Genomic DNA, 25733 nt, shown 5'->3' on the forward strand with positions numbered 1-25733 from the left:
GAAACTACTTTACAATGCTTTACATTTTTTAATCAAGTTTTATTACTTCAGTAAATCTGATATACGTTATTAGTTTTTATTATTTAAAGGTAAAACGAGGTTATACCAATTCTCTATGAAGTTGCACTTAAATGAGGAGATGATGTAATCCCATCTACAAATTGATGCGTAGTTTACCGCCGTAGGCATCGCTTCGACAGAAATAGAATCAAGAACCTGTTTGAGCTTGTGTCTTACTTAATTGATCCAAGTGTGTGCAATGTTCCCAAGACAATTAGCTAAAAAGTCAGCACACTCCGAATTGATTCACCTTTGTGCATTAATTCAAAAGCATCATTAATTTGCTCAATGGGCATTACATGGGTAATTAAATCATCAATGTTTATCTTACCTTCCATATACCAATCAACAATTTTTGGCACATCTGTACGTCCTCTAGCACCACCGAATGCTGAACCTTTCCAAACGCGCCCAGTTACTAATTGAAAAGGACGAGTACTGATTTCCTGTCCAGCACCAGCAACACCAATAATCACACTAACACCCCAACCTTTATGGCAGCATTCTAATGCTTGACGCATAATTTTGACATTACCGATACATTCAAAACTGTAATCAGCACCGCCTTTTGTTAAATCAACCAAATAGGGAACTAAATCCCCCTCTACTTCCTGGGGATTGACAAAGTGCGTCATGCCAAACTTTTCTGCTAAAGCGCGTTTGTTGGCATTAATATCCACCCCGACAATCATGTTTGCCCCTACCATCCGCGCCGCTTGGATGACATTTAAACCAATACCACCCAAGCCAAAAACCACAACATTTGCTCCCGGTTCCACTTTGGCAGTATTTATGACTGCACCAACACCAGTAGTCACACCACAGCCAATGTAACAAACCTTATCAAATGGGGCATCTTCCCGAATTTTTGCTAGGGCGATTTCTGGAAGCACCGTATAGTTAGCAAAAGTTGATGTACCCATATAATGATGAATCATTTGTCCATCAATGCTAAAGCGACTAGTGCCATCGGGCATTACACCGCGTCCTTGAGTTAAACGAATTGCTTGACAAAGATTTGTTTTGAAGCTCAAACAATATTCGCACTGACGGCATTCGGGAGTGTATAGGGGAATTACATGATCCCCTGGTTTGAGACTGGTGACACCAGCGCCTACCTCCACTACGACACCAGCACCTTCATGCCCCAAAATTGCCGGAAACAAACCTTCAGGATCGTCACCAGATAGAGTAAAAGCGTCAGTATGACAAACTCCGGTAGCTTTCACCTCAACTAACACTTCGCCTGCTTTTGGCCCAGATAGTTGAACGGTTTCAATTGTCAATGGCTTACCTGCGCTGTAAGCTACTGCTGCTTTAACTTGCAACATCAGCCCTCCTGTATAGTTTTGTTATTGGGCATTGGGCATTGGTTATTCGCCTTATCTCCCTCATCCTCCCATGCTCTCTGGTTTTTCCCTAGTAGTCTGCCAAGGAAACGCAAGCATTGTGGTCAGCAGAGGAGCGGAGGGGCAGAGGGGCAGGGGGGAAAGACTTACTGCAATTGTTCTCCCCTGCTCCCTTGCTTACCTCCACGTAGCAATTTTGGGTTAGTACACTACTAGTACCCTTTAGCCATTGAGCGTATGATACACTTTTGTCTCACTTAATCCTATTTACTAAGGATGATCGTCCCTATAACGATAAATATTACTTTGTTAAAATATCATTCTCTAGCTAGATTGGTTAAAGGCGGCAACAGCTGTTTTGACAACGATGTAAACTGGATGTCAGCAGCAATCCCCAAATAATTTGTCCACCCTCAATTAATATATTTTGTCACAGCTTATGAACCCTGCCCTAACTCAAATTGGCGCTCAAATGTCCAACCTGACTGGCGTAAGAGCAATCATGAAGGATATTATCGAAACATTACGAGCGGGTGCAGGGCAGCAGTTTATTAATTTGAGTGCTGGTAATCCGTTGATTTTGCCAGAGGTAGAACAATTATGGCGGGATTGTACTGCACAGCTTTTGGCTAGCCCAGAATATGGTGAGGTAGTTTGTCGCTACGGCTCAAGTCAGGGCTATGCACCCTTAGTTGAAGCGATCGCTAACGACTTTAACAAACGCTACGGGTTAAACTTAAGCGAACGCAATATCCTCATTACCCCCGGTAGTCAAACCCTCTACTTCTACGCTGTGAATAGCTACGGTGGCTACACCCCTAGCGGCAAGTTAAAACAAATCGTTTTGCCTCTCAGCCCTGACTACACGGGTTACGGCGGTATCTGCTTAGTTCCAAAAGCTTTAATTGCTTACAAACCGACTCTTGATATTGATGAAGCCGCCCACCGATTTAAATATCGCCCCGACTTCAGCCAACTGTCGATTACAGAAGATACAGGTTGTGTCCTGTTCTCTCGCCCTTGTAATCCAACTGGTAATGTCCTCACTGATGATGAGGTGAAAAAGATTGCCGCCCTAGCTGCGCCTTACAATCTGCCCGTATTAATTGATTCCGCTTATGCGCCTCCTTTCCCGGCATTGAATTTTACCGAAATGACACCAGTGTTTGGCGATAATATCTTACACTGCATGAGTTTATCAAAAGCAGGATTACCGGGAGAAAGAGTTGGTATTGCCATTGGGGATGAAAAGTGGATTGAAGTGCTGGAGTGTTTTCAAGCAAATATTGGTCTTCATTCTTCACGTTATGGCCAAGCGATCGCAGCTCTTGCAATTAACTCTGGCGCTTTAGTGGAAATTTCTCACACTGTCATCCGTCCCTTTTACCAAAATAAGTTTACTGTTTTAGAAACCAGCTTAGAACAAGCGATGCCCAAGAATTTGCCTTGGTTCCTCCATCGTGGTGAAGGAGCAATTTTTGCTTGGTTGTGGTTACAAGATTTACCCATCAGTGACTGGGAATTTTACCAGCAACTCAAGCAAGTAGGTGTGATTATTGTCCCTGGAAGTACCTTCTTCCCCGGTTTAGAGGAAGAGTGGGCCCACAAACACCAATGCTTCCGCATCAGCCTTACAGGCACCGATGAAGAGATTGCCACTGCTATGCAACGTTTAGCAAAAGTGGCTGAGGAAGCTTATAAAGGTGCGGCGGTGACTGCCTAGTACCGCAAGACGGAATTGAAAATTAAAAACTAAAAATTAAAAATGAATACAGTGTAAGCATTTCATTGATTTGGAATAGGTGGTTTATTTCCGCCGTGTTGTACTAGTAGTAAAAATGGAAATGAAACACGAAGAAGCTAATAAAGACATTGGAGGTAAAGGAGCAGAGAGGCAAAGGGGCAAGAGAGTAGGAGGAAATTCAAAAATTCAAAATGTCCAATCTCCAGCCCCTAATGCCCAGCCCGTAGTTCCGAGTACCCAATCACCAGCCCCCAATCTCGATAATTGGCTAGAAATTGGTACGATTGTTTCCCCTCAAGGGTTATCTGGAGAATTACGGGTTTATCCTGTATCTGACTTCCCCGAAAGATTTGAGGTGGCGGGGAAACGTTGGTTGTTGCGTTCAAGTGACACAGAACCGCAACCAATCGAATTATTAAGAGGACGTTACATCAGTAATAAAAACTTGTATGTGATCAAATTAGCTGGCGTAGAAAATTGCGATCAGGCCGAGGTGTTGCGCGGTTGTAAGTTAATGGTTCCAGCAAGCGATCGCCCCCAACTAGGCGAAGATGAATATCATGTCCTCGATTTGATTGGCTTGGAAGTCTTCATGCAAACATCTGGCGAACTCGTGGGTACGGTGGTAGACATCATCCCGGCTGGCAATGATTTGTTAGAAGTAAAATTGCACCCATCTTTTGACACTGACGAACAAACAACAAATGACAAAAAACAAAAGACTGTTTTAATTCCATTTGTGGAAGCGATCGCACCAGTAGTAGACTTAAAATTCAATCGGATTGAAATTACGCCGCCGCCTGGGTTACTAGAAATTAATAATTAGGTCATTCCTTAAGCTACCCTAATTAATCTTAATTTAATCTCCGGTTTTTTCTTGGCAACTTGCATTTAAATGAAAATTTTGACATTCTGTAGCTTCTAGTAATTGCCTAACCGGATTATTAGACTGACAACTAATCAAAGTGACCTCCATTGCAGCCAGTGTAACAACAGTAGCTAATCCCAACAAAGTAGCTCTTTTTCTAATTATTATTGTCCTGATTAAAGTATCTATCCTGGTGGCAGTACCAACAACCTGAATTGGTCTAAGTGCTTCCAAAGCAATAGCCGCATTAGCATAACGACGTTTCCGTTTCCGTTCTACCATTTTCATCAACCACGACCGAAAACGCGGACTAATTTGAGGAACTAATTGCTGAAAATTAAAGCGATAGTTTTCATCAATTAATTTTCCAATATCAACAGAACGGGTATTAGTAAGTAAGCAAATCAATGTTGCTCCTAAACTATATAAATCTGATGCCTCAGTTAGAGAATGACCAAACTGTTCTTCTGGTGGCATAAAACCTGGAGTTCCTGCTACAAAGCTACTCAGAGCTACTTTTGCACCCTGTATCCTAGCCAAACCAAAATCAACTAGATAAGCATTTAGTTGCTCATCAATTAAAATATTCTCTGGCTTAATATCACGATGAATAATTGGCGGAATTTGCTTTTGTAGATAAACCAAAATCTCTAAAAGTGACAAAGCAATTTGCTTTATTTCTTCTGGATTAAAGCTGTTCGTTAAGCTTAAAGGTGGGGCCTTTTTATATTCCTGAACTAGATAAAAAGCCCCTGGTATTTCAAAAGAATCTACATAGCGAGGGATGCGAGAATGATTGAGTTGCTGCAAAATCTCGATTTCGCGCTGATATGCTTTCACACCTGATAAATCAGCATCCGCACGAGCAAAACAAAATTCTTTAATCACTACTTGTTGCTTAGAATTAAGGACATTAGCTAAGTAAGTAATGCGTCCTCCTTCTTGGTTGCGTCCTAGTTCGCTAATCACTTGATAGCCTTGTTTGGAAAAATCTGGATGGTGATTTAAGGGAATTACCCCTTTATGTCCATTACGCACATCAAGCTCCATTGAATACCATACGAGTTTGATTCTGTTAAGGTGCAATTATAAAGATTAACGAATTTTAAATTTTGGATTTTGGATTAAAAGATGCAAAACTAAAAATTTTTGCTCGAGCAGCCCTGCATTTATAACCCACTGTAGTCTTCTCCGAAAGGAAAAGTTTAGTGTTAAGGTATCTCCCAAGTAGAGCAATTGGCGTGCTAATAATTAATCTAAAATCTAAAATTTAAAATCCAAAATTTGAGTCACCCAGATTGCTAGCGCCATTTTTACCCGGCATAAGCCAAGGCGCATTGGCTGAAAGTGTCTTTGCATTTGCGTCTTGGCGGGAAATTCTTAACTTTGCGCTAGCCAATCGACAATCTGAGCATTAACAATATCTGGAACTTCATCGTGGGGACAATGACCGGCATTGGGAATGGGAACAATTTTGATTTCTTTGCCATTCTCACGCGCCTTTTCGTAAATCTTTGCCCCAGTAATTGGTGTCCAAGGATCATCAGCACCCCAAATTACTAATAGAGGACGTTCTACTTTGGGCAAAAGTTCCTCTGGACTTGGGCCAGGAGGGGCGGTGAGAATGGAAGCGAAAACTTGTTGCGCTCCTGGGTCGCAAGAGGGAGTATAAAGTAAATCAACTAATTCATCAGTGACGGCTTCACGCTTTTTGTAAACTTGGTAGAGGGTGCGGCGAATTTGGGCTTTTTGACGGATGCGGTTATAGACAAATTTACCTGTAATTGGCGATCGCACAAACCGATTAAAAGCTGCCATCACCATCCGTAGCGGTGGGTTCAATTCGTGGGGACGATGACTCAAGCCACCCGCAGAGTTAATTAAAATACCACCAGCAGCAATTTCTGGATGTTCTACCAGTACAATCAAGCTCAAAAGTGCGCCGATTGAGTTGCCAATAAATACAGCAGGTTCGTGTATGTGTGCTGTGCAGAAATCTTTTAGCAGTTCCACCCAAACTTCCACAGTGTAATCAATGGTTGCTTTATCAGAACCACCAAAACCTAAAAGGTCTATAGCAAATACCTGGTAGCCAGCATTAGCTAAAACTGGGATATTTTTACGCCAGTGTCCAATGGAAGCACCGAAGCCGTGAACCAGTACCAGAGGGCGTCCTGTGCCCATGACAGTGTACTGGATTTTATAGCCCCGCCAAGTCCAAATGAATTTTTCAAAGGCGTCTTGAGTTGGAAGCTGTTGTGTAGTTACAGTCATTAATAAGATTCATAAAGTGTTTCTTCAAATATAGTAAGGTCTCTGACTTCATAACTCCCTAATCCGTACAGACGTGATTAATCGCGTCTCTAGCTTGCTCAACTGTAAAACTAATTTCCTGACCATAGGAAATTTCCAGTGTATGACCATCTGGGTCTCGCAGATAAGCCCAGTAACCGACCGGATGACCCCAGTCATTTGGCCCAGCTGACAGTATTCCCTCAGTGCGTGCTTCATTGCACAGGCGATCAATTTCCCCACGATTCTGATAAGCTACCCCAAGATGGGATTGTGGTAATAGTGCGCTTTCTACTTTAGGTACTTTAATAAGGACAATTATAAAAGGTCTAGTTAGGTCACTAATCCAAGCAACATCTGATTGAGTCGCTTGATCAATGCGATGATGCACAACTGTCATCTGGGCATACTTTGCATAAAATGAGATACTTGCATCAACATCACTGACTGCAAGTGCAATGTGAGTAAAACCAAGATCAGACATAAAAAAACTCCGTGGTAAACTTGACAGGACAAATGTAGGTGCTGGCCTTAGTGCTTACTAAGAAAGGTGACACCATTGATAATGAAGGTAGGCGTTATCTTCACAAAATTTATGTTTTTAACTTGGTTAGACAGTAACTCTTGGCTGCTGGAAATCGGTACAAAACGAATACTAATTGACCCTTGGTTGGTTGGTTCGTTGATTTTCAGCAATTTGGATTGGTTATTCAAAGGTTCGCGATCGCAAAATCGCCCAATACCAGATAACATTGATCTGATTCTGCTATCTCAAGGTTTAGAAGACCACGCTCATCCACCAACGCTTAAATTACTTGATCGCAACATCAAGGTTGTAGCTTCTCCCAATGCTGCCAAGGTTGTACAGCAGTTAGGTTACACCCAAGTAACAGTATTGGCTCATGGTGAAACTTTCACTTTAAATAATCAAGTTGAAATTAAGGCTTTCCCTGGCTCTCCAATTGGCCCCACTCTGGTAGAAAATAGTTATCTCCTCAAAGAGTTGGAGAGTGGTTTAACTGTATACTACGAGCCTCATGGGTATCATTCCCCAGAACTTAAACAAGCTGCACCTATAGATGTAGTAATTACACCGTTTATTGACATGACATTGCCTTTGCTTGGGTCGATTATTAAGGGACAAAATAGCGCTTTAGAAGTAGTAAAATCGTTACAACCTCAAGTAATATTACCTACGGCGGCTGGTGGTGATGTGGCGTTTGAGGGATTGCTGATGAAATTGATTCAGACTAAAGGAAGTGCTGAAGAATTTCGTTCGTTACTTGAGAAAAACAATCTTTCGACGCGGATACTTGAGCCAAAACCAGGCGATCGCTTTGAACTACCATTAGAAAAACGAGCATTAGCAATTTAAATCTGAATATGAATTCACGTATCGACGCGCAGTAACTACTCCTCTACAGCGCCTCAAGGCAATTTGTAGGGTAGGCGCAAAGATGCAAAGAATTTATCCTTCAATTTAGCAATGCTGATAATTGCTATACTCCCCAACTATCCCAATATCACTTAAGTGAGATATTAGGTAAAAAAATCTAAAAATCAACCGAAAATACCCTGAGGGGGCATTGCATTTTAATAATACGAAAAGGTCTAATCAAAGATTGATTCTTGAATTTAGAAGGCTTGACTTTAATGAAGACCCTCCTTGGATTGCTATTTATACTGAGCTTCATGGTAGGAGCTTGCAGTCCCTCTCAGGATAAAACGGTGTCTTCTAATCCCGAAGTAACTAGTACTCCGGTTCAAGCAGGAGAGCAAAAGACACAGAATAAGCTTTTAGTTGTAACGACAGTTGCTCCTTTAACAAATATTGTAAGTAACATTGCAGGCGATCGCTTAGAAGTCAAAGGCATTATTCCAGAGGGAACCGACTCTCATACCTTTGAGCCTCGTCCCAGCGATGCCGATATCCTATCCAAAGCTAATCTGATCGTTGCCAATGGGTTACATTTAGAATCCCCGACAGAAAAACTAGCTAAAGCTTCAATTCCCAAAGAAACTAAAATCTTTGAACTAGGCAGTAATACCATTACCCAAGACCAATGGCTTTTCGACTTCAGCTTTCCTAAAGAAAAGGGCGATCCCAATCCTCATCTGTGGGTCAATCCCAAATATGCTGAAGCTTACGCCAAACTAGCCGCCCAACAGTTAACCGCCTTAGATCCTGCTGGCAAAGACTACTACGCGACTAATCTCAAAAATTATTTACAACGTCTGGATGCCCTAGACAAGGCAACACGAGAAATCGTAGCCAGTATTCCCGCTAAAAACCGTAAACTATTGACATACCACGATTCTTGGGCGTATTGGGCTAGAGAGTATGGTTTCCAAGTAATTGGTGCGATTCAACCTTCAGATTTCAAAGAACCATCCGCTCAAGATGTGGCAAAGCTAATTGACCAAATTCGGAAAGTAGGTGTTCCAGCCATTTTTGGTTCTGAGGTTTACCCCAGCAAAGTAGAAGAACAAATTGCCCGCGAAGCGAAGGTAAAAACAGCCAACACTGCCGACGATGAATTACCAGGTAAAGGTTCAGCTAATGCAATGGATAATACTAATCCTGAGCATACCTATATTGGCATGATGGCTAACAATATGCAGATTATCGCCTCTAATTTGGGAGGAAATCCTGATTTGGTGAAGAATTTAAACACTGGTAATGTTGTTGGGCCAACAGCAACCAAATAGGATCAATAGAATAAGTACATGCAACCAATACTCGAAGTTAGAAATTTAACCTGTGGTTATCAAACCCAGCCAGTGTTTACCGATCTCAATCTGACGCTTTATCCAGGTCAACTTACTGGTTTGGTGGGGCCTTCTGGTAGTGGTAAAAGCACTTTAATCAGAGCTATTTTAGGGCTGGTTCGTCCTTGGACTGGAGAGATTTGGTTTCGAGGAAGGCGTTTAAAGCCAGGAGTAGCACCGCCTTTGGTTGGCTATGTGCCCCAGGTGGAAACGGTAGATTGGACTTTTCCAGTTACGGCATTGGAAGTAGTGATGATGGGGCGTTACCAAAAGCAAAAGATGTTGCCTTGGTCTTCGCGGCGCGATCGCCAAGTTGCTAGGGAACTCCTAGAGCGCGTTGGAGTTGCCCATGTTGCCCATCAACCCATTGGTAATCTATCTGGTGGACAACAGCAAAGGGTTTTTATTGCTCGTGCTTTAGTAGGAGAGCCGGAAATTGTTCTTCTAGATGAACCTACCAGCAGTTCCGACTTGCACGTTCAACACGAACTATTGCACCTATTGGCTGATTTGAATCAACAGGGCTTGACAATTATTCTCTCTACCCATGACCTCAATTCGGTGGCGACTCATTTACCTTGGGTAGTGTGTTTCAACCACGGTTTAATTTGTCAAGGTCAACCTATTGATGTCTTCACTCCCGCAAATCTTGAGCAAACTTTTGGTGGAGAAATGGTAGTTTTCTACCAACAAGACCGAATTTTGATTGCTAGCGGTGGTACATCTCTACGCCATCAAATGCAAGATAACTTGCCCCAAATATTGCGCCCCTCCAACTCGTCGAAATCTGCTTAATTTAACTGTATATGGATCTTTTACTAGCACCCTTTCGCTACGAATTTTTTAGCCGTGCGATTCTAGTAGGCATGATGGCGGGGCTATTATGCGGCATTATGGGAGTTTATATTACAACTCGCAGAATGAGTTACATAGCCCACGGTTTATCTCATGCGATTTTAGGGGGAGCCGTGTTGAGTTATGTACTGGGCTTGAATTTCTATATTGGCTCTGGAATTTGGGGTTTTGCAGCTGCTCTGTTGATTCAATATTTGACCGGACGGAAAATTTACTCGGATGCAGCTATTGGGATTGTGACAACTGCTAGCTTTGCTTTAGGAGTAGCTGTGATCAGTAGCTATCGCAAGTTTAGCCAAAACTTTGAAGCTGCTTTGTTTGGTAATGTGTTGGGGGTTTCCCCTAATGATTTATGGGTGGTGACTGGTGTAACGATTGTCTTACTCAGTCTCGTTTTCTTGTTTTATCGCCCGTTGCTATTTTGGTGTTTTGACCGGGAAGTTGCTCAAGTTCATGGCGTACCCGTTTTTGCAATGGATACTTTATTTGCTTTGATGTTAGCAACTTTATTGGTGGCTACATTGAATGTATTGGGGGTGACTTTGATTATTTCAGCAGTGGTGATTCCGGCATCAGTTGCGCGATTAATCAGCGATCGCTTTGGTTATCTGATGATTATTTCCGGGATTTTAGGAACTGCGATTTCCTTTGTGGGTATCTATTTCAGCTACTACCTCGATATTGCCTCTGGAGCCAGTGTGGTGCTACTTTCAACCGCTATATTTGCCTGTGTCTTGCTCACCAAGAACCTGCAAGGACGGTATAAACGCCGTCTCCCTCTCGTTTCTACAAAGCATCTTCCTTAGAAAGATATTACGTAAGAGTTACGGAATAACCAACCACAGAGGCGCAAAGAAGCCAGTGCGCCCTTGCGGTTCCCCGACTTGTACTGCTAAAACGGAACCCGCAGGGTAGCAACTGGCGCGACACGGAGAAATAAGAGTTTAAGAGATATTTTGCGTAAGTCCTAAAAGAGTTAGTCCAAATTTTTATTAATATAATATAAGCTACCAATCTGATAAAGTTCTCTGATGGGAAAGGGAATTGTAATCCGTGCTTGCTGATTGAGATTTTCTTTCCTTATGGACTTGCCAATTATTTACCACCCAGATTACGTTGCCCCACTACCTGAAGGACATCGTTTCCCGATGTCTAAATTCCGGCAACTCTACGAATTGCTGTTAGCTGATGGTGTAGCCAATCAAGAACAATTTCACAGCCCCAAACGTCCACCGTTAGAGTTGATAGAATTAGTCCACACCCCAAACTACGTTAAAGCTTACTGTGAAGGAACCTTAGATCCCAAAGCACAGCGTCGCATTGGTTTGCCTTGGAGTCCAGCATTAGCAAATCGTACTTGTGTAGCTGTAGGTGGTACGATACTCACTGCGAAACTGGCACTAAGTCAGGGTTTAGCTTGTAATACGGCTGGTGGAACTCATCATGCTTTTCCTAGTTATGGATCTGGTTTTTGTATTTTCAACGATTTAGCGATCGCCTGTCGCGTTTTACAGAAATTCGGACTTGTCCAAAAAATCCTAATTGTAGATTTGGATGTGCATCAAGGAGACGGCACCGCTTTTATCTTTAAAGACGACGACAGCGTTTTTACTTTTTCTATGCACTGCGAAGTCAATTTTCCCGGTACTAAACAAAACAGCGATTTGGATGTTCCTTTGCCGGTGGGAATGGAAGATGATGCTTATTTACAAACTTTAGCGAATTATCTAGCAGATTTATTATCTAAAGTCAAGCCAGACCTAGTATTTTATGATGCAGGAGTTGACCCTCATATAGGCGATCGCTTGGGCAAATTAGCCTTAACAGATGCTGGGATTTTTCGCCGAGAAATGCAGGTTTTGAGTACCTGTATGAGTAGTGGTTATCCAGTCGCCTGCGTCATTGGTGGTGGTTATGCTGATGATATGAAATCTTTAGTTTGGCGGCATTCTCTGTTGCATCGTGCCGCTAGCGAAGTTTACCGTCAGTACAAATTATAGTCATATCAGTTTTTAAAGGCAGAGGAACGTAAAGTAAACGCAAAGGTACGCAGAGTATTGCCAAATTTAATTAGTAGCAAATGGGATTAAAATAAACTTTGCGCTCCTCTGCGCTTCCCTCTATGCCCTTTTGCGTTTAAATTTCAACCTTCAATAGTTAACTGGATGAACAACGGTAAACTCAGATTATACGAACTAGCAAAAGAATTGAATTTGGATAGCAAAAAGCTATTATTAATTTGCGAAAAGCTCAAAATTTTAGTTAAAAGCCATACCAGTTCAATCTCAGAATCCGATGCAGAACGTATTCGTGCAGTAGCAAATAAACTAACAGCAAAATCCTCAAAAGCTAAAACAAACTCTGAGGATTGGGGCTATATGTTTATAGCTTCAGCAATTGATAGTTTCGTCCGCCATCTTGAAGGTGAAGCTGTTTTAAAAACATATCCTGAATTTAGGGAACGGCGCGATCGCGCCAATCAGTTAATGTTGGAATGTGTCGGTAAAAAACCTTCTCTATTTTATGTGCGTCGCAAAGGCGCAGGGAAAGAAGCAAGAGAAGAAATTTGGGATTTGACAATAGCAACAGACTCCGATGATTTTCCATTACCTGCAAGACTTGAGAAGCTAAGAAAAACATTAGGATTTAGAGCAGCTGTACCAAAAGATGGACGCGACGGGATAAAAATACTTTCGGCTCAGTTGTTACAACCCTCACGGGGACACGCTGATAGCTATGCTATACCTTGTCGCTTGCGTTTGCTACCTAATCATCAGCATCATCTCGACATTCCACCCGCAACATTAAAACGCATCGCAGCCGCGCCAGTTTGTGGCGAAAATGTGCCTACAGAAGATCAGCTTAAAGCTTGGAAAGCATTTTTGCAGATTGAGGAAAAAATCGCTAAAGCACGTCAGTTTTGTGTGCGTTACGTAAGTCATAACTATAATTTCAAAAGACGAATCAGTTTTGAAATAGATGTAGCTTCAGCCACTCTTGATGGTTTTTATCAAAATTCCCTCGATGTAGAAAACTTTTGGGAGCGAGCAAGACACACAAAAAACGAAGATTTAAAGCTTTTTGAAACTGCTCCCGTCGGCAAAAATTGGATTAGTGGTCGTCAATTAGGCACTGTTGAAGAAGTTGATCCCAACCGTTGTATTATTAGCCTTAGATTAGAACGTGACTTAGCTGAATTCATGGCAACAGAGCGTTATAAGTTGCCAGATACAGGATTTTTGTGTTTTGAAGCAGTTGGTGATATTCAGCAGATTCAGCGCAAGAAAAAAGCTTTAGATGATTTGAATAATGGTTACACCCAAAATCCATATTTGGGTAACTTTTTATTCGATGCTTCTCAGGCTAGAAAAATCAAAACAACTGTTGAACTTCAACCACATGATTTGTTACTATCTTCTGCAAATCCTGGTCAGAAATCAGCAGTAGAAAAGGTACTTGCCGCTAAGGATCTTGTTCTTATTCAAGGGCCACCAGGTACTGGTAAAACTACCGTAATTGCCGAGATTTGCTATCAAATTGCACTTCGCGGTGGACGTACCTTAATTGCATCTCAAGCCAATTTAGCAGTAGATAACGCTTTAAGTCGATTAGTTCACAACCCTGTGATTCGTGCTGTACGAAAAGGTAGAGCCGAGAAAGTTGGGGAGGAAGGACAGCCATTTTTAGAAGACCAAGTAATTGGTAGATGGCTAGAAAATACAGCTTCTGATTGTGAAAACAATCTTACTCAACGGCTTGAAAATATCCAAATTTTCAGTCAATTACTCGCATCATCACAAAGATTTACAGCCTACTTTCAAGCAGAGGAAGAATTCAATCAGCAACAAATTAAATTCAATAAAAATAAGTTAAAATTAGAGATTGACTTCAAAAATCAAGAGAAATCTTACAAAGAAACTTTAGAACAACAGAACGAAGTTGAATCTCTAATTGTAGGACTAGAAAATATACTAAATACTGCACCAAATATAAACTGGGAAGCTCCAGAAGTTACAGAGTTTTTGCCGCTTCTTAAGCCATACACAGAAGGTAATAGCTTAGTAGAAGAATTTTTAGCAAATGTTCGTCAAACTATTAAATATACTGATGAACTTGGGTTTGTACGTCCGGCGCTTGGTGCTTTTGGTTTAGCGGTTTGGTTGCGTGAAACTGTAGCAAGAGAAATTTCTGGATTTAAAACAGCTTTGAGTTCTGCTAAAAATGCAAGTAAAGCTATATTAGAAGTTGCAGCATCAGTAGAGATTGTCCAACAAAATTTTGCCTCATTAAATCAGCTACAACCAGATTATCAGAAATATATTGCTAAACTGCAAAACATCCAGCAAACAATCCAGATATGGGAAAATCGCAAACGCGAAATAGATTATATTATCTCAGCAGTTAAGGAATGGAAATCTACAGCACCTTCTTTTCTCTATCAAACTTTAAAAGAATGTCATCAATCAGGTTTAACACTAACAGAGAATTTAGTGGACTTGCCGCTAGGTTTGTTGATGTTTGCTAATACATTAAAGTTACCAATAGTACCAAGAATTTACAAAATTAACCTGCCAGAATGGGAATTATTGACAAAAGCGATCGCTTATGAAATAGACGGTAATTTTACTGATCGGCAGGGTAAACAGCATAATTTTAGTTATTTTTTACAACAAAATTTTAGTCAGATTCCAATGGTGCTATCAAAAAGCGATCGCACCCAATGGGAGCAAACTTATCAGCAGTTTAATAATTATCAGCTACTCAACCCAAAACAGCGAAAATTACTAGTTGAAAATACTCAAGTTTTCTTAATTAGAATACAACGGATTTATGGCGCATCATGGGAATGGAATAATATCGACTCTACTCTCACCCGAATTACACAAGAATTGCTAGATACAATCCTTGCAAATGCACGTCAATGTGTTTTAAAAGTAAAAACAGAAACCGATCAACAGCTTCAGCATCTGCAACGCCAATTAAATGAACTTCAAAAAAATGAAGTTAGCCAACAGCAAATATCCATTACTCAAGCTGAAGCCGAAAAAGCACAGCAAGATGCTCATTTGCAGCTTGAAAGAGTTATAAATATTTTGCAAGAACTTAATCAACAAAATATTACTGCTCAATTACGCATTCTAACTGAACAATATCTCGCAACACAATCAAAGATTTGGCAGCAGCCGCAAGAATTTTCAAATCAAGTTCATTCTTGGGAAACTTGTATCATTCACCTTGAAACCTTAATTTCATTATTAGAACCCTTTGCTGTGTTGGAGATGATTAAAAATTCTCTGCATGAGAATTCATCAAAGCTACAACAAGAAACTGAAACTTCCCTACAGCAGCTTCAAAAATTACAAATTAGCCTACACGAAATAGAACAAAAATCACAACCGCAGCCATCTGAAAGCTTAATAGAAGAAAGAAGCTGGTGGTTGACAGAGTGGCAAACAATACCGGATAAATTTAAACCAGAAAAGTTTATTAATGACTTGTTTAATATAGAGTTATTACGCAGTATAAATATCAGCTTTGAATCTTGGCAACAGCAACTACAAAAAGATGAAGCTTATCTCAAGAAATATCAGAATTTTGTCCAAGATTGGATAGAAAAATTAAGACAGCCAAATGAACGCGATCGCGATGATTTAAGGCGAATATATTTAGATAATGCTAACGTCGTCGGTATCACCTGCGTTCAAGCTGCAAATAAAGGTTTTTCGGAAGAATTCAAATCTTTTGATGTCGTCATCATTGATGAGGTTAGTAAGTGTACTCCACCAGAGTTACTAATCCCAGCATTGAAAGGCAAAAAGTTAGTAATGGTAGGCGATCATCGGCAATTACCACCCATGCTTGATACTAGCACTGTAGAAGAAGTTGCTCAAACAATGGGTAATACAAGAGATGAATTACAATTTTTAGAAGAATCACTATTTAAAAGCCAGTTTGAATCTGCTGATGAAAGCATCAAACAAATGCTAACGACACAATATCGAATGCATCCATTTATTATGGGAGCAATCAATCAGTTTTATGATGGTAAGCTAGAATCTGGTATTTTGGAGCCTGATACAAAACGCGCACATCATCTAGCAGGCGAAATCATCCAAAAATCTCAGCATCTTATTTGGGTAAAAACGCCTATAGAAAATCAGTTTTTAGAACAAAGAAATGGAACTTCTTACTTTAATACTCAAGAAATTGATGCAATTGAACGTCTGTGTCAGCAGTTCGAGACAACTTGGGCTTCTAAAGTTGCTAATGGTGAACCGAAAAAAGAAATTGCTGTAATTACATTTTATGGCGCTCAATTAAGAAAGATTGATGAACGTCTACAATCTGAACTTTTTCCTTCATTAGAAATTCGTACTGGTACAGTAGATAGATTTCAAGGTATGGAAAGACCTGTTGTAATTGTTAGTATGGTTCGCAACAATAGCAAAGGAGACGTAGGATTTGCTAAGAAGCCAGAACGAGTAAATGTTGCATTTTCTCGCGCTCAAGAACTACTGATAATTGTGGGTTGTCATAATTTGTTTACCCATCAATCAGGTAAAGTCGGAAGTATGTATTCTGAAGTTTCAAATATTGTCAGTCTTCATGGAGGTTTCGTTGATGTTTCTCAAATCATTTAAAAAGTGCTTTTGTTGTGAATTAAAGGCTTAGGTGAGAAACAGCAAATCTAAAAAAGTGAGAAAAAGTAATTTTTCAGATCCTAGAAAGAAGTTAAAATTAACAAACTGCCCTCCTAAACTGATTATTTCTCATTTAGAAACAGACTGGAGACTTTTATGACCCCAGCAGCGATCGCTACACCCACAAAAGAATCACCCCTTTTGTTTGAAGGACTTACTTGGAGAGAATTCAAAGTAGTTGAGCAATTATTAGACCGTCCAGGATATCGGCTGTCTTTCCTGGATGGCGTTTTGGAGATCCGAAGAATGCCTGGAGAACCACACGAAACCGTTAAGGAAAGACTCGGCGCATTGTTAGAACTTTACTTGCTCATGGCAGGGTTTGACTTTACTCCAACTGGGTCAATGACCTTAGAAAGTGAATCGGGTGCTGTCAAGCGAGAAGCAGATAAATCTTATAAACTTGCCCCTGGTCGAGTGCGTCCCGATTTAGCGATCGAGGTAGTATTTACCAGTGGTGGTATCAACAAACTGGAGGCATATAAGCGGCTGTTGATTCCAGAAGTGTGGTTCTGGGAAGATGGAGTGTTAGAAGTTTATCACTTGCAAAAAGAAGGTAACGCACTTCAGTATGAAAGGGTTTCTAGTAGTGAGGAGGTTAAGGGTATCGATCTGGATTTATTGTTGCGCTGCATCAATATGGTGAATCATGTTGATGCTATCAAGACTTTTCAGCAGGCGCTTCAGAAATAGCTGGTGATTTCAGCTAAACCCATTAATTACCGAAGAATAATTGAAAATTCAAGAGCTAGAATTCATTCTGGATTCTGTGCGACTGGATGTATAAGAGAGCTTTAGAGCAAGCCATTGTTACGGCAATTACAGTAGAAGTAGGAATTTCAAATGGGACTTTGGCGATCGCTTCTACACCTACGCTGCTAAATAGTCCTACAATCGCCATTCCTAGGGCAATTTATAGCCTGTCTGATTGTCCAGTGGTTGAAAGTATTTCTATACAAGCTACACTTTCATTCCTGTACTAACTTGTAAAGTGGAATAGGAAGTCGAAGAGAGCATCAAGAATATATATGTACGTACTAATTGGTGGTGCAGGCTTAGTGGGCTTAAGTTTGGCGCAAAAACTGGTAGAACTGGGACATACTGTTGCCGTAATTGACATTGACCCTATCGCTTGCCGCTATGCCCGTGAACAAGTAGGAGCAATGGCTTTTGAAGGTAGTGCTGTAAGTACAGAAGTATTGCTAGAAGCAGGGATTCGCAAAGCCGGTTCCTTGGCAGCTGTTCTGAGAAGTGATGCCTTAAACTTGGCAATGGTGACTCTTGCAAAACACTACGGTGTCACCCATATTTTAAGTCGGATGCGCCATCCCGATTTTGCTGAACCGTTACGTATTGCTGGAGCTAACCATATTGTCAGTACTGTTGAACTATCAGTTTCAACAATGGTGAATGCCATTGAATATCCGCAAGTGGAATCAATGATGCATTTTGAGCAGGGACAGATTGAGGTTCTGAAACTTTCCATCCCCAACAATTGCTATGTTGCTGGTCGTAGCGTTGCCGAAATTGCTCAGGATTCCCAATTTCCTAGTGGTTCGCTAATTATTGGCTATCAACCCCATCCCCACGAAGATTTGATGATTCCTAACGGTAGTACAATACTGGAACCTCATTCAACTGTGCTGATTGTGACTAAACCAGGATGTTTACATCAAGTTATTGATTTTATTGAACAAAAATGTTGAGCGTAGTTTCTAGCTAAGAGACTTCCAACTAAAAAAATATCCTATCGTGGTATGGGCAGGGGGCAGGGGAAAAAGAAAAATATGATCTGAGTAAATTGGATAATTTATTTTCTGGAAGTCTCTTAGCTACACATATAAAAAAGTGGTGTAAATAGTTTTGATGAAACTGTATCGATATATTTATTTAGCGATCGCTGTTGTTTTTCTTGCATCTTGTCAATCACCCGAAATTCCATCAAAGTCACAACCCGATGCCATTCCAGCAACCCCATCCCAAAAAATCGTGACACTGGATAAGAATTTTAAGATAGCAAGCGGTCAAACTGTTTATGTTCCTGTCTACTCTCATATCTATCATCACAATCGGCAGGAGATTTTTGAGTTAGCAGTTACGCTAAGTATTCGGAATACAGATTTGACTAATCCGATCGTTATTACTTCTGTGCGCTACTATAACTCAGAAGGGAAACTAGTTAAAGAATATTTGGACCGTCCTATTCAACTTGATGCCCTAGCTTCTACAGACTTTTTTATAAATAGAAATGACACCACTGGAGGTTTAGGTGCAAACTTTATTGTAGAGTGGGTAGCCCAAACAGAAATATCCGAACCGATAGTGGAGGCAGTCATGATTGGTACTGATTTTCAACAAGGAATTTCTTTTATCAGTCCTGGTAGGGCCATTAAAAATCGAAATAACGATAAGCGATCGCCTTTAAAATAATTCGTAATTCGTAATTAAGTTTTTCTTCGTTTTCTTGTTCCCATACTCGCATAGGAATGCAATCATTAAATTTCCTCGTTCTCATGCTCAGTATGGGAATGCATTCATTGAGTCAGAGACTCAATATCTAAACTAGAGGCATCAAATTCTAATCAGTCAAAACTCAGAGGTTCACTCACGAAGCTCAGAATATGCCCAATCCCTAATCATCTTCAAGCTTCAATAATTGTTCATCAAGATTTTGTATCCGTCCGCGCACAATTTCTTCCGAGAGAATTCGCTTCCGCATTGCCTCATTGAGTGCTCCTTTTTCTGCCAAGAGTAAACGCCGACGAATGGCTTCCAGCTTACTGCTCTTGCCACTTCCACCTTCCACCTCATCAGGGCGACGATTATATAATTCTCGCAGTATCTTTTCTGCACCAGCAATTCGCACCTGATAAGCTGACCGCATCTCTTCATAAACAGCTTTTGGTAAAACCCCTGATTTCAACAGACTATCTAATTCATCTTGTGCTGCTTTACCCGTCATCAACTGGGCTTGCAATTCTTCAACCTGTTGTTGAGCTTCTGAAAATTTAGATAATTTTAAGCGTTTTACCACCCAGGGCAAACTTAAACCCTGTCCCACTAACGACACCAGCACACAGCCGAAAACTATAGCTATCAAAACTTCTCGCCCTGGCAGTGTCGTAGGTAAGCTCAACGCCAGAGCCATTGAGAGTGAACCTTTGATATTGCCTAAAAACAGTAAATGTTGCCAGCGTGGGGGAATTGGGCGGTCAATCCACCGAAGGCCTGCTAGTAGAGGATAGACTGTAAGAACTCGTCCGACTTGATAAGCCAAAACTGCAAGTAGAATTGCAGGTAAAGTTTTCCACAGTGTTACCAAGTTTATTTCTACACCAATCAGTAGAAAAATAAAGGTGTTGACGGTAAAACTAGCATATTCCCAAAAACTCAATAAGGTGATGCGATTAGAAGCAGAAGTATTGCGAGAAAGCCCTAAATTCCCGAAAATTAATCCTGCGACGACTACAGCCACCGCACCTGATACACCGAGAAGTTGTCCAACCTGAAAAGTTCCTAATGCAACTGCGACTGTCAATAAAAGACTGCTAAGAGCATCATCTAAACGGGCGAAGACAGGTATACTCAAGTAGCCCAAGACTAACCCCACCAGGCAGCCTCCTAGAGAGATAACTAGCAGTTGTTGGATTCCCTCTATAAATGTGAGTGAACCTGTTAAATATACTTGCACAATCAGGTTGAACATAACCAGGGCAGCAGCATCGTTAAATAGGGTTTCTCCTTCAACGATGGTGGAAAGGCGCGAGGGTACTGGTATTTCCTTAAAGACGGCAATCATTGAAACTGTATCAGTGTTTGCTAGCATTACTCCTACAAATAAGGCAGGTATCCAACTCAGTCCCAGCCCAAATTTCAAAAGTACTGCAATAATCGCACTGGAAAGCACAGCCCCTGGCCCAGCAAGTAGAGCAATTGGTTTAAAGGTGCTGCGTAGGCGGCTGACATCTGTATTAATACCAGCTTCAAAGAGGAGAATTGGCAGGAAAAGCTCCAAAACAAGAGTTGGATTTAAACCAATCGGACGAGACAATAGCTCAGTGATGGGCAAACCTGCTAATACTAAACCCACAACATAAGGAATTCTCAACCGCCGGGATAGCAGAGCTACACCCGTAGCAAGCAGCAAGAGAATAATTGAAACTTTGACTAATTGAGTTACATCCACTATTAACTTCTGAAAAGTTATTTTGACTTTATCAGTATTTTGTTCAAGATTGGATAGGAAAATTAAGAAAGCCAACTGAAGGCGATGCCTGCGGCGGGCTACGCCTACGCGACGACTTAAGGCATATATATTTAGATAATGCCAATTCTTGCGTCTCCTGACTAATCACTATTCTCTGTTGGCTTGCTCACTTAGACTGAAAAACTGCCACTGGTTTGAGTTCGTGACATTAAGGATTTTTTTTGTAGTGAGAATTTTAAAGCTTATTGGTGAAAAGTCAGACGCTAACCGTGGTGATTCAAAACTTTATTGGCTGTACATCAAAATAAAATTGAATATGGATAACAAAGAATAATGAACTTTGGGATTTTTTGTAAAGCTTTTAATGTAAGCTTCTAATAGCAATAAATCCGAGAACTCAAATGAAAATCAACAAGGAAGATAAGAAACGAGCCAAAATCCAGTCAATAACAAACCTGGCAGAGGAAATAGAGTTGGTCGATTTATCAGACGAAGAAATTATGCAGGTGAATGGGGGTAATGTAGTCTGGGGGGGTAATGGTAATGACGTAGGAACCCCACCAGTGAAAATTACGGGATTTGAGCTAAACCAATTCTAAAAGTAAACCAGAATAATGCAAAAACCCCCAGTGATGATCTGAGGGTTTGTTTTTTGAGGGAGCATCCCAATTTTTAAAGAAGATCAGAAAAAGTTAAATTTATTAGCGATGATTACTTGCTAATTGTAGGGGTGACTATACGGCTCATAGGTGTAAACTTAACGTGAAACCCTTGTCAAGACGTGATATTCAGTTCTCTGGCTGATTGGCGTCACCCCACTCTAGCCCTGCCCTTATAAAGGGGAGGGAACTGTATTTCTTTTCCCCCAATAAACGGGGGGATTAAGGGAGGTAAAACGTATGTCGGGTAAGCATTTAAGCTTAAATTGACACCAATGCTATACGGATATTCTAATTACCACCCATGCTCGACACGAAGACTTTATTCAGATATCGTGCGTCTACATGGAGGTTTCGTTGATGTTTCTCGCCTCTTCAGCTAAACCAATTGATGACAATCTCAAAAAATTGGTAGACGAAATAGAAGCGCAAAGTCCTAGTTTATCAGTTTTAGCAGCGCGTGAATTCCGTTATAGTTTGCGCCAAACTCCTATAGAAGTAAATATCAAGGAACCTCGCCAGTTTAACGTACTCGAAGAATTTATTATCCGCGCCGCTATTGAATTTCAACCTCCGCCAACAGAGGATGAATTAGCCTTTGTACTTGGGCTTGATTCTGTTTTTATTAAAACTACTACTACAACTCTTCGTTCCTTACAAACTCTATCACCAACATCACCACTTACTGTTACTGCTGAAGGTCGCTCATTTTATGAAAAAGGGTCTGTACCACAGCCGCCATATCCTATACAAATTTATGCTATTACAGATCCTTTAAGTGACAAGATAACTTTCCAATCTGAATCCTTAAATGAGACAACGATAAGTTTGCCTGATTTGGCAGACTTTATCACTATTGATCATACAATTGCTGATATTGCTTCCTTACCCCTTGAGGAAATCCAAAAAAGTATTCAAGTTTCAGGTTTAGCACTTCATGTACCAGAAGAGGGAAAAATTGTCACTTCCTATAAGGTACTAGCTTCGACTCAAAAAATCTGGAGAAAAATATCACTTTTCGTTATCTTTGATGCTCTTGAAGATAAATTGACTATTCAAATAAGAAATGGAAAGCAAATTTTAGAGTCAGCATCAAATTGGTTAGAACTGCTACATAATGAAGGTAAAATATCTTTGCAAGTATTATGTAAATTGTCAACTGAAACCATCAATTTTCAACGTGAAGCCATTCTGAAGCAGAAAAATACTGAAATAGAAGCTAGACTTGAAAAGATTCGCCAAAAGGCGCTAGAAGCTGCTACAAAAGCTACTGGTGATGGAGATAACCATAAAGCGTTAGGTGAAGCTGTACAGTTACGCGATGGACAAATTAGCCTAGCTTTTTCAGAAGTTTTAAATTCGGCTGAAAATCAGATTCTAATCTATGCTCCTTGGATTAATCAGGCAGTTGTCAATGAAAAATTTATAAATTTATTACAGAAATTAGCTAATCGCGGAGTTCGGATTTTAATTGGACATGGAATTGGGCGGCGACAAGAAGATGAAAATAAACCAATTCCACCAGAGGTAGAGAAAAAACTTCGAGCGATAAAAACACCTGATGGTTTACCATCTGTACAGGTTTTTTGGTTGGGAGACTCCCATGTAAAAGAAGTAATAGCTGATAAACAAATCCATCTTTGCGGCTCTCATAACTGGTTATCCTATCGCGGCGATTACCTACCACAAGGTGAGTCAGTTTATAAAGTTACAATTCCACACCAAGTTCAAGAAGCTTATGAATTTCTTGCTAATCGCTTCCAAAATCACGCTCAAAAATTATGGGAAAATGCTTTAGAAAACCATAATTCTCAACTGGCTACAGAGTCTTTATGTGTATGGGGTGCGCTAGGTATGGAAGATATTGCACTCAAAGAGATAGAGAAAAATAATTGGTTGGAACTTTTGCCTATATGGTTGAATGTAGCACTACAGGGATTAAAATCGGAAAATTTGGCAGGTGAATCAAAAAGTTTTAAAACTGCACTTTCATTGCTGAATCAGATTTCTGTTGAAGAACCTTTTATTGAGGAATTGCAACAGGGCTGGCGTAAAGTTATAGGTGCGATCGCAATTAATAATCCCAAAACTGCTTTCAATTTACTTAGTGATGAAGTCTGGGTGCAGTTTATCCGCCTCAGTATTACCCAAAAGAGTGATTCACCTGATCAGTTTATTTCGCAATATACCTAAAATAAACCAGGAGTCAGAATACTCTATCTATAAAAGGATAGAGGTTTAAGGTGAGAATATTTTAACAGTACAACACGTAATTGCGAATTGGTTTAATTTTTCCTTTTAACTTCCGCCTTGCAGTACTAGCATATTTTTCATGCTTTAGTAGGAAGTAATAATTCTCCAAAAGACAGCGAATCAATCCGTCGTCCTGATTTGGTATGAATTATCAACAAAATGATTCTTAACTTTTGATTAGCTTAAAGATAGATCCAGAGATTCGTGTTATTCGATACAATTTATAAGCAGAGAAAGCCGAGGAGAACAAGGTGGTTTTATTAAAAGGCTTTGAGATTGAGATTTACACTGGCACGCCTCAAGGTGAAATCGTTGGTCTCTCCGATAAAATTGTTGCGGATTTGGATGGATTTATGCGAGAGCCAGATAGCCGCAACGTGGAATATATAACCGAACCATCCCATAATTACGAAAATTTATTATGTGCCTTACTACGTCCGAGGCGGGTATTGCGAAACTACCTCAATCGTTTGGGCGATTATACCCTGATACCGGGGAGTACTTTATCTTTGGGTGGGAGCGATCGCTTTCTCCGCTCCGACCCAGCAAACCCCTATCATGACTACATTGAGAATACCTACGGAACAAAAGTAGTCACCGCCAGCGTACACATCAATGTCGGCATCAGCGACCCAGAAGTATTGATGCGGGCCTGTCGAGTCATCCGTATGGAAGCACCTCTATTTCTCGCCCTCAGCGCCTCTTCTCCCTTCCTAGATGGCAAAGCTACTGGCTATCACTCCACTCGTTGGGGCGTATTTCCGCAAACGCCTAGCCATGTACCTTTATTTGCCAGCCACGCCGAACATATTCAGTGGGTGGAAGATCAACTCCTTGCCGGAACCATGCAAAACGTGCGGCATTTGTGGGCATCAGTACGACCAAATGGCGATCGCCGTCCTTACGATCTAAATCGCCTAGAATTGAGAATTTGCGATTTAGTCACAGATCCAATTGCTTTGCTAGCCATTACTGCCTTATTAGAAGCGCGTTTGTTACAAATAATCGAAAATCCCAGCATCGATCCCTTAACTCAGAGTACCTTCTCTCCTCAAGAACTCGTCACCCTGACTGCTGAGAACGAAGCTGCTGCTGCTACTGGTAGTCTCGATGCTCATTTGAGGCATTGGCAAGATGGTAGAAGTATCCTAGCCAGAGATTGGATTTCTGAAATGTATCAGGATGTTTGGGCGATCGCTAAACAACAAGGCTTTAGTTGTTTCCTTTCTCCTTTGCACAAAATCCTCCGCGAAGGCAATGAAGCTCAACAGTGGTTGCAATTACACGCAGTCGGTTTTGACAGCCAGCGCGTCATCACTCAGGCTATTGTCGCCACCCAAGAACGCGAAATCGAACTTGAAAACAAATTGTGTTCATCCCTACTGACTTAACTCAAGAGGCATTGGGCATGGTGAAGAGAAATTAGACATAGGAGTGAAAATGAATGTAGAGATGTTGCATTGCAACATCTCTATAAGGGTTTTAGTTAACGCATAATTAATTTCTGGAGATATCTATTGCAAACCTATAGCTTCGCCGGACTAATAATCCTAAGGCATCATGTAAAAATAAGTTGTACAAATTTAATCTGGAACGACTTGTGAGCTTAACTTCCCCATCAAAATTGTTCAAGTTATTTTTGCAAGGCTCCCAAGTCTGTCGGTTGCATAGTTAACTACTACCAAAGATACGCGCTAGAAAGTAGCCAATAATACCGAACTTAAATGTGTGATGCCTGCGGCAGGTCACGCCTACGCACGCTTAAACGGATTTCCTAGATTTACCAAAAAATGTAAAGTTATGTAAACGAAATTAACAAACATAACAATAATTTGTAATAAATAATGACGCAACAGCATTGTATAAAGATAACTTAGAAGGAAAAAACAACATCTTAATCAGGTTTTCCAGTCGTTTACAGAAGTTTTAAGTTTTTTAACAAAAGTTTTAATCTGAAAGCCTGGAGATCGTAAACT

20 protein-coding genes are annotated in these 25733 nt (G+C 40.7%); 15 read left to right on the forward strand and 5 right to left on the reverse strand.

Features of this window, described 5'->3' with window-relative positions; translation table 11 throughout:
- Positions 1-278: 278 nt before the first annotated feature.
- On the reverse strand, positions 279-1388 hold the full coding sequence (locus tag RMY00_RS31280) for an S-(hydroxymethyl)glutathione dehydrogenase/class III alcohol dehydrogenase (protein ID WP_322651316.1): 1110 nt from the start codon (positions 1386-1388) through the stop codon (positions 279-281).
- 460 nt (positions 1389-1848) lie between these two features.
- Here RMY00_RS31280 and RMY00_RS31285 point away from each other — a divergent pair, with 460 nt between their 5' ends.
- A complete protein-coding gene (locus RMY00_RS31285) occupies positions 1849-3132 on the forward strand; it encodes a valine--pyruvate transaminase (protein ID WP_322651254.1) in 1284 nt (427 codons plus the stop codon).
- A 121-nt stretch (positions 3133-3253) separates the two neighbouring features.
- A complete protein-coding gene (gene rimM / locus RMY00_RS31290; RefSeq protein ID WP_322651317.1) occupies positions 3254-3979 on the forward strand; it encodes a ribosome maturation factor RimM in 726 nt (241 codons plus the stop codon).
- 33 nt (positions 3980-4012) lie between these two features.
- Here the strand turns inward: rimM and RMY00_RS31295 are convergent, their stop codons facing one another.
- The 3 genes from RMY00_RS31295 to RMY00_RS31305 all read right to left on the reverse strand — a co-directional run bounded on the left by RMY00_RS31295 (position 4013) and on the right by RMY00_RS31305 (position 6797).
- Positions 4013-5071, reverse strand: a complete 1059-nt coding sequence (locus RMY00_RS31295; protein ID WP_322651255.1) for a serine/threonine-protein kinase — start codon at positions 5069-5071, stop codon at positions 4013-4015.
- A 330-nt stretch (positions 5072-5401) separates the two neighbouring features.
- Positions 5402-6295 carry an alpha/beta fold hydrolase gene (locus RMY00_RS31300; protein WP_322651256.1) on the reverse strand — a complete coding sequence of 298 codons (894 nt, stop codon included), beginning with the start codon at positions 6293-6295 and terminating at the stop codon, positions 5402-5404.
- 58 nt (positions 6296-6353) lie between these two features.
- Positions 6354-6797 carry a VOC family protein gene (locus tag RMY00_RS31305; RefSeq protein ID WP_322651257.1) on the reverse strand — a complete coding sequence of 148 codons (444 nt, stop codon included), beginning with the start codon at positions 6795-6797 and terminating at the stop codon, positions 6354-6356.
- 111 nt (positions 6798-6908) lie between these two features.
- On the opposite strand from RMY00_RS31305, the gene RMY00_RS31310 reads away from it, so the two are divergent.
- The 10 genes from RMY00_RS31310 (at position 6909) to RMY00_RS31355 (ending at position 19068) form a co-directional block, all read left to right on the forward strand.
- Positions 6909-7688 carry an MBL fold metallo-hydrolase gene (locus tag RMY00_RS31310; RefSeq protein WP_322651258.1) on the forward strand — a complete coding sequence of 260 codons (780 nt, stop codon included), beginning with the start codon at positions 6909-6911 and terminating at the stop codon, positions 7686-7688.
- A 353-nt stretch (positions 7689-8041) separates the two neighbouring features.
- Positions 8042-9022 carry a metal ABC transporter substrate-binding protein gene (locus RMY00_RS31315; protein ID WP_322651259.1) on the forward strand — a complete coding sequence of 327 codons (981 nt, stop codon included), beginning with the start codon at positions 8042-8044 and terminating at the stop codon, positions 9020-9022.
- An 18-nt stretch (positions 9023-9040) separates the two neighbouring features.
- A complete protein-coding gene (locus tag RMY00_RS31320) occupies positions 9041-9877 on the forward strand; it encodes a metal ABC transporter ATP-binding protein (protein ID WP_322651260.1) in 837 nt (278 codons plus the stop codon).
- A gap of 11 nt (positions 9878-9888) precedes the next feature.
- Entirely contained in the window at positions 9889-10743 is an 855-nt protein-coding gene (locus RMY00_RS31325; protein WP_322651261.1) for a metal ABC transporter permease, read from the forward strand.
- A 276-nt stretch (positions 10744-11019) separates the two neighbouring features.
- The gene (locus RMY00_RS31330) at positions 11020-11937 is read left to right on the forward strand and encodes a histone deacetylase (RefSeq protein WP_322651262.1); all 918 of its coding nucleotides are present in this window, start codon (positions 11020-11022) and stop codon (positions 11935-11937) included.
- A 165-nt stretch (positions 11938-12102) separates the two neighbouring features.
- Positions 12103-16578 carry a translation initiation factor IF-2 N-terminal domain-containing protein gene (locus tag RMY00_RS31335; RefSeq protein WP_322651263.1) on the forward strand — a complete coding sequence of 1492 codons (4476 nt, stop codon included), beginning with the start codon at positions 12103-12105 and terminating at the stop codon, positions 16576-16578.
- A 156-nt stretch (positions 16579-16734) separates the two neighbouring features.
- Positions 16735-17331, forward strand: a complete 597-nt coding sequence (locus RMY00_RS31340; protein WP_322651264.1) for a Uma2 family endonuclease — start codon at positions 16735-16737, stop codon at positions 17329-17331.
- An 86-nt stretch (positions 17332-17417) separates the two neighbouring features.
- Positions 17418-17621, forward strand: a complete 204-nt coding sequence (locus RMY00_RS31345; protein ID WP_322651319.1) for a hypothetical protein — start codon at positions 17418-17420, stop codon at positions 17619-17621.
- 45 nt (positions 17622-17666) lie between these two features.
- Positions 17667-18344, forward strand: a complete 678-nt coding sequence (locus tag RMY00_RS31350) for a TrkA family potassium uptake protein (protein WP_322651265.1) — start codon at positions 17667-17669, stop codon at positions 18342-18344.
- Between the two features lie 160 nt (positions 18345-18504).
- Positions 18505-19068, forward strand: coding sequence for a DUF3124 domain-containing protein (locus tag RMY00_RS31355; RefSeq protein ID WP_322651266.1), 564 nt, complete (start codon positions 18505-18507; stop codon positions 19066-19068).
- 202 nt (positions 19069-19270) lie between these two features.
- Here the strand turns inward: RMY00_RS31355 and RMY00_RS31360 are convergent, their stop codons facing one another.
- A complete protein-coding gene (locus tag RMY00_RS31360; RefSeq protein WP_322651267.1) occupies positions 19271-20824 on the reverse strand; it encodes a sodium:proton antiporter in 1554 nt (517 codons plus the stop codon).
- A 422-nt stretch (positions 20825-21246) separates the two neighbouring features.
- Here RMY00_RS31360 and RMY00_RS31365 point away from each other — a divergent pair, with 422 nt between their 5' ends.
- From RMY00_RS31365 to gshA, 3 genes are all read left to right on the forward strand, one after another.
- Entirely contained in the window at positions 21247-21444 is a 198-nt protein-coding gene (locus tag RMY00_RS31365) for a hypothetical protein (RefSeq protein ID WP_322651268.1), read from the forward strand.
- A 420-nt stretch (positions 21445-21864) separates the two neighbouring features.
- Positions 21865-23697: a hypothetical protein gene (locus RMY00_RS31370; RefSeq protein WP_322651269.1), complete on the forward strand. Its 1833-nt coding sequence runs from the start codon at positions 21865-21867 to the stop codon at positions 23695-23697.
- A 311-nt stretch (positions 23698-24008) separates the two neighbouring features.
- Positions 24009-25148: a glutamate--cysteine ligase gene (gene gshA, locus RMY00_RS31375; RefSeq protein ID WP_322651270.1), complete on the forward strand. Its 1140-nt coding sequence runs from the start codon at positions 24009-24011 to the stop codon at positions 25146-25148.
- Positions 25149-25733: the final 585 nt, after the last annotated feature.

The sequence above is a fragment of the Nostoc sp. ChiVER01 genome (genome assembly GCF_034531155.1).
In the GTDB taxonomy this organism is placed as follows: domain Bacteria; phylum Cyanobacteriota; class Cyanobacteriia; order Cyanobacteriales; family Nostocaceae; genus Nostoc.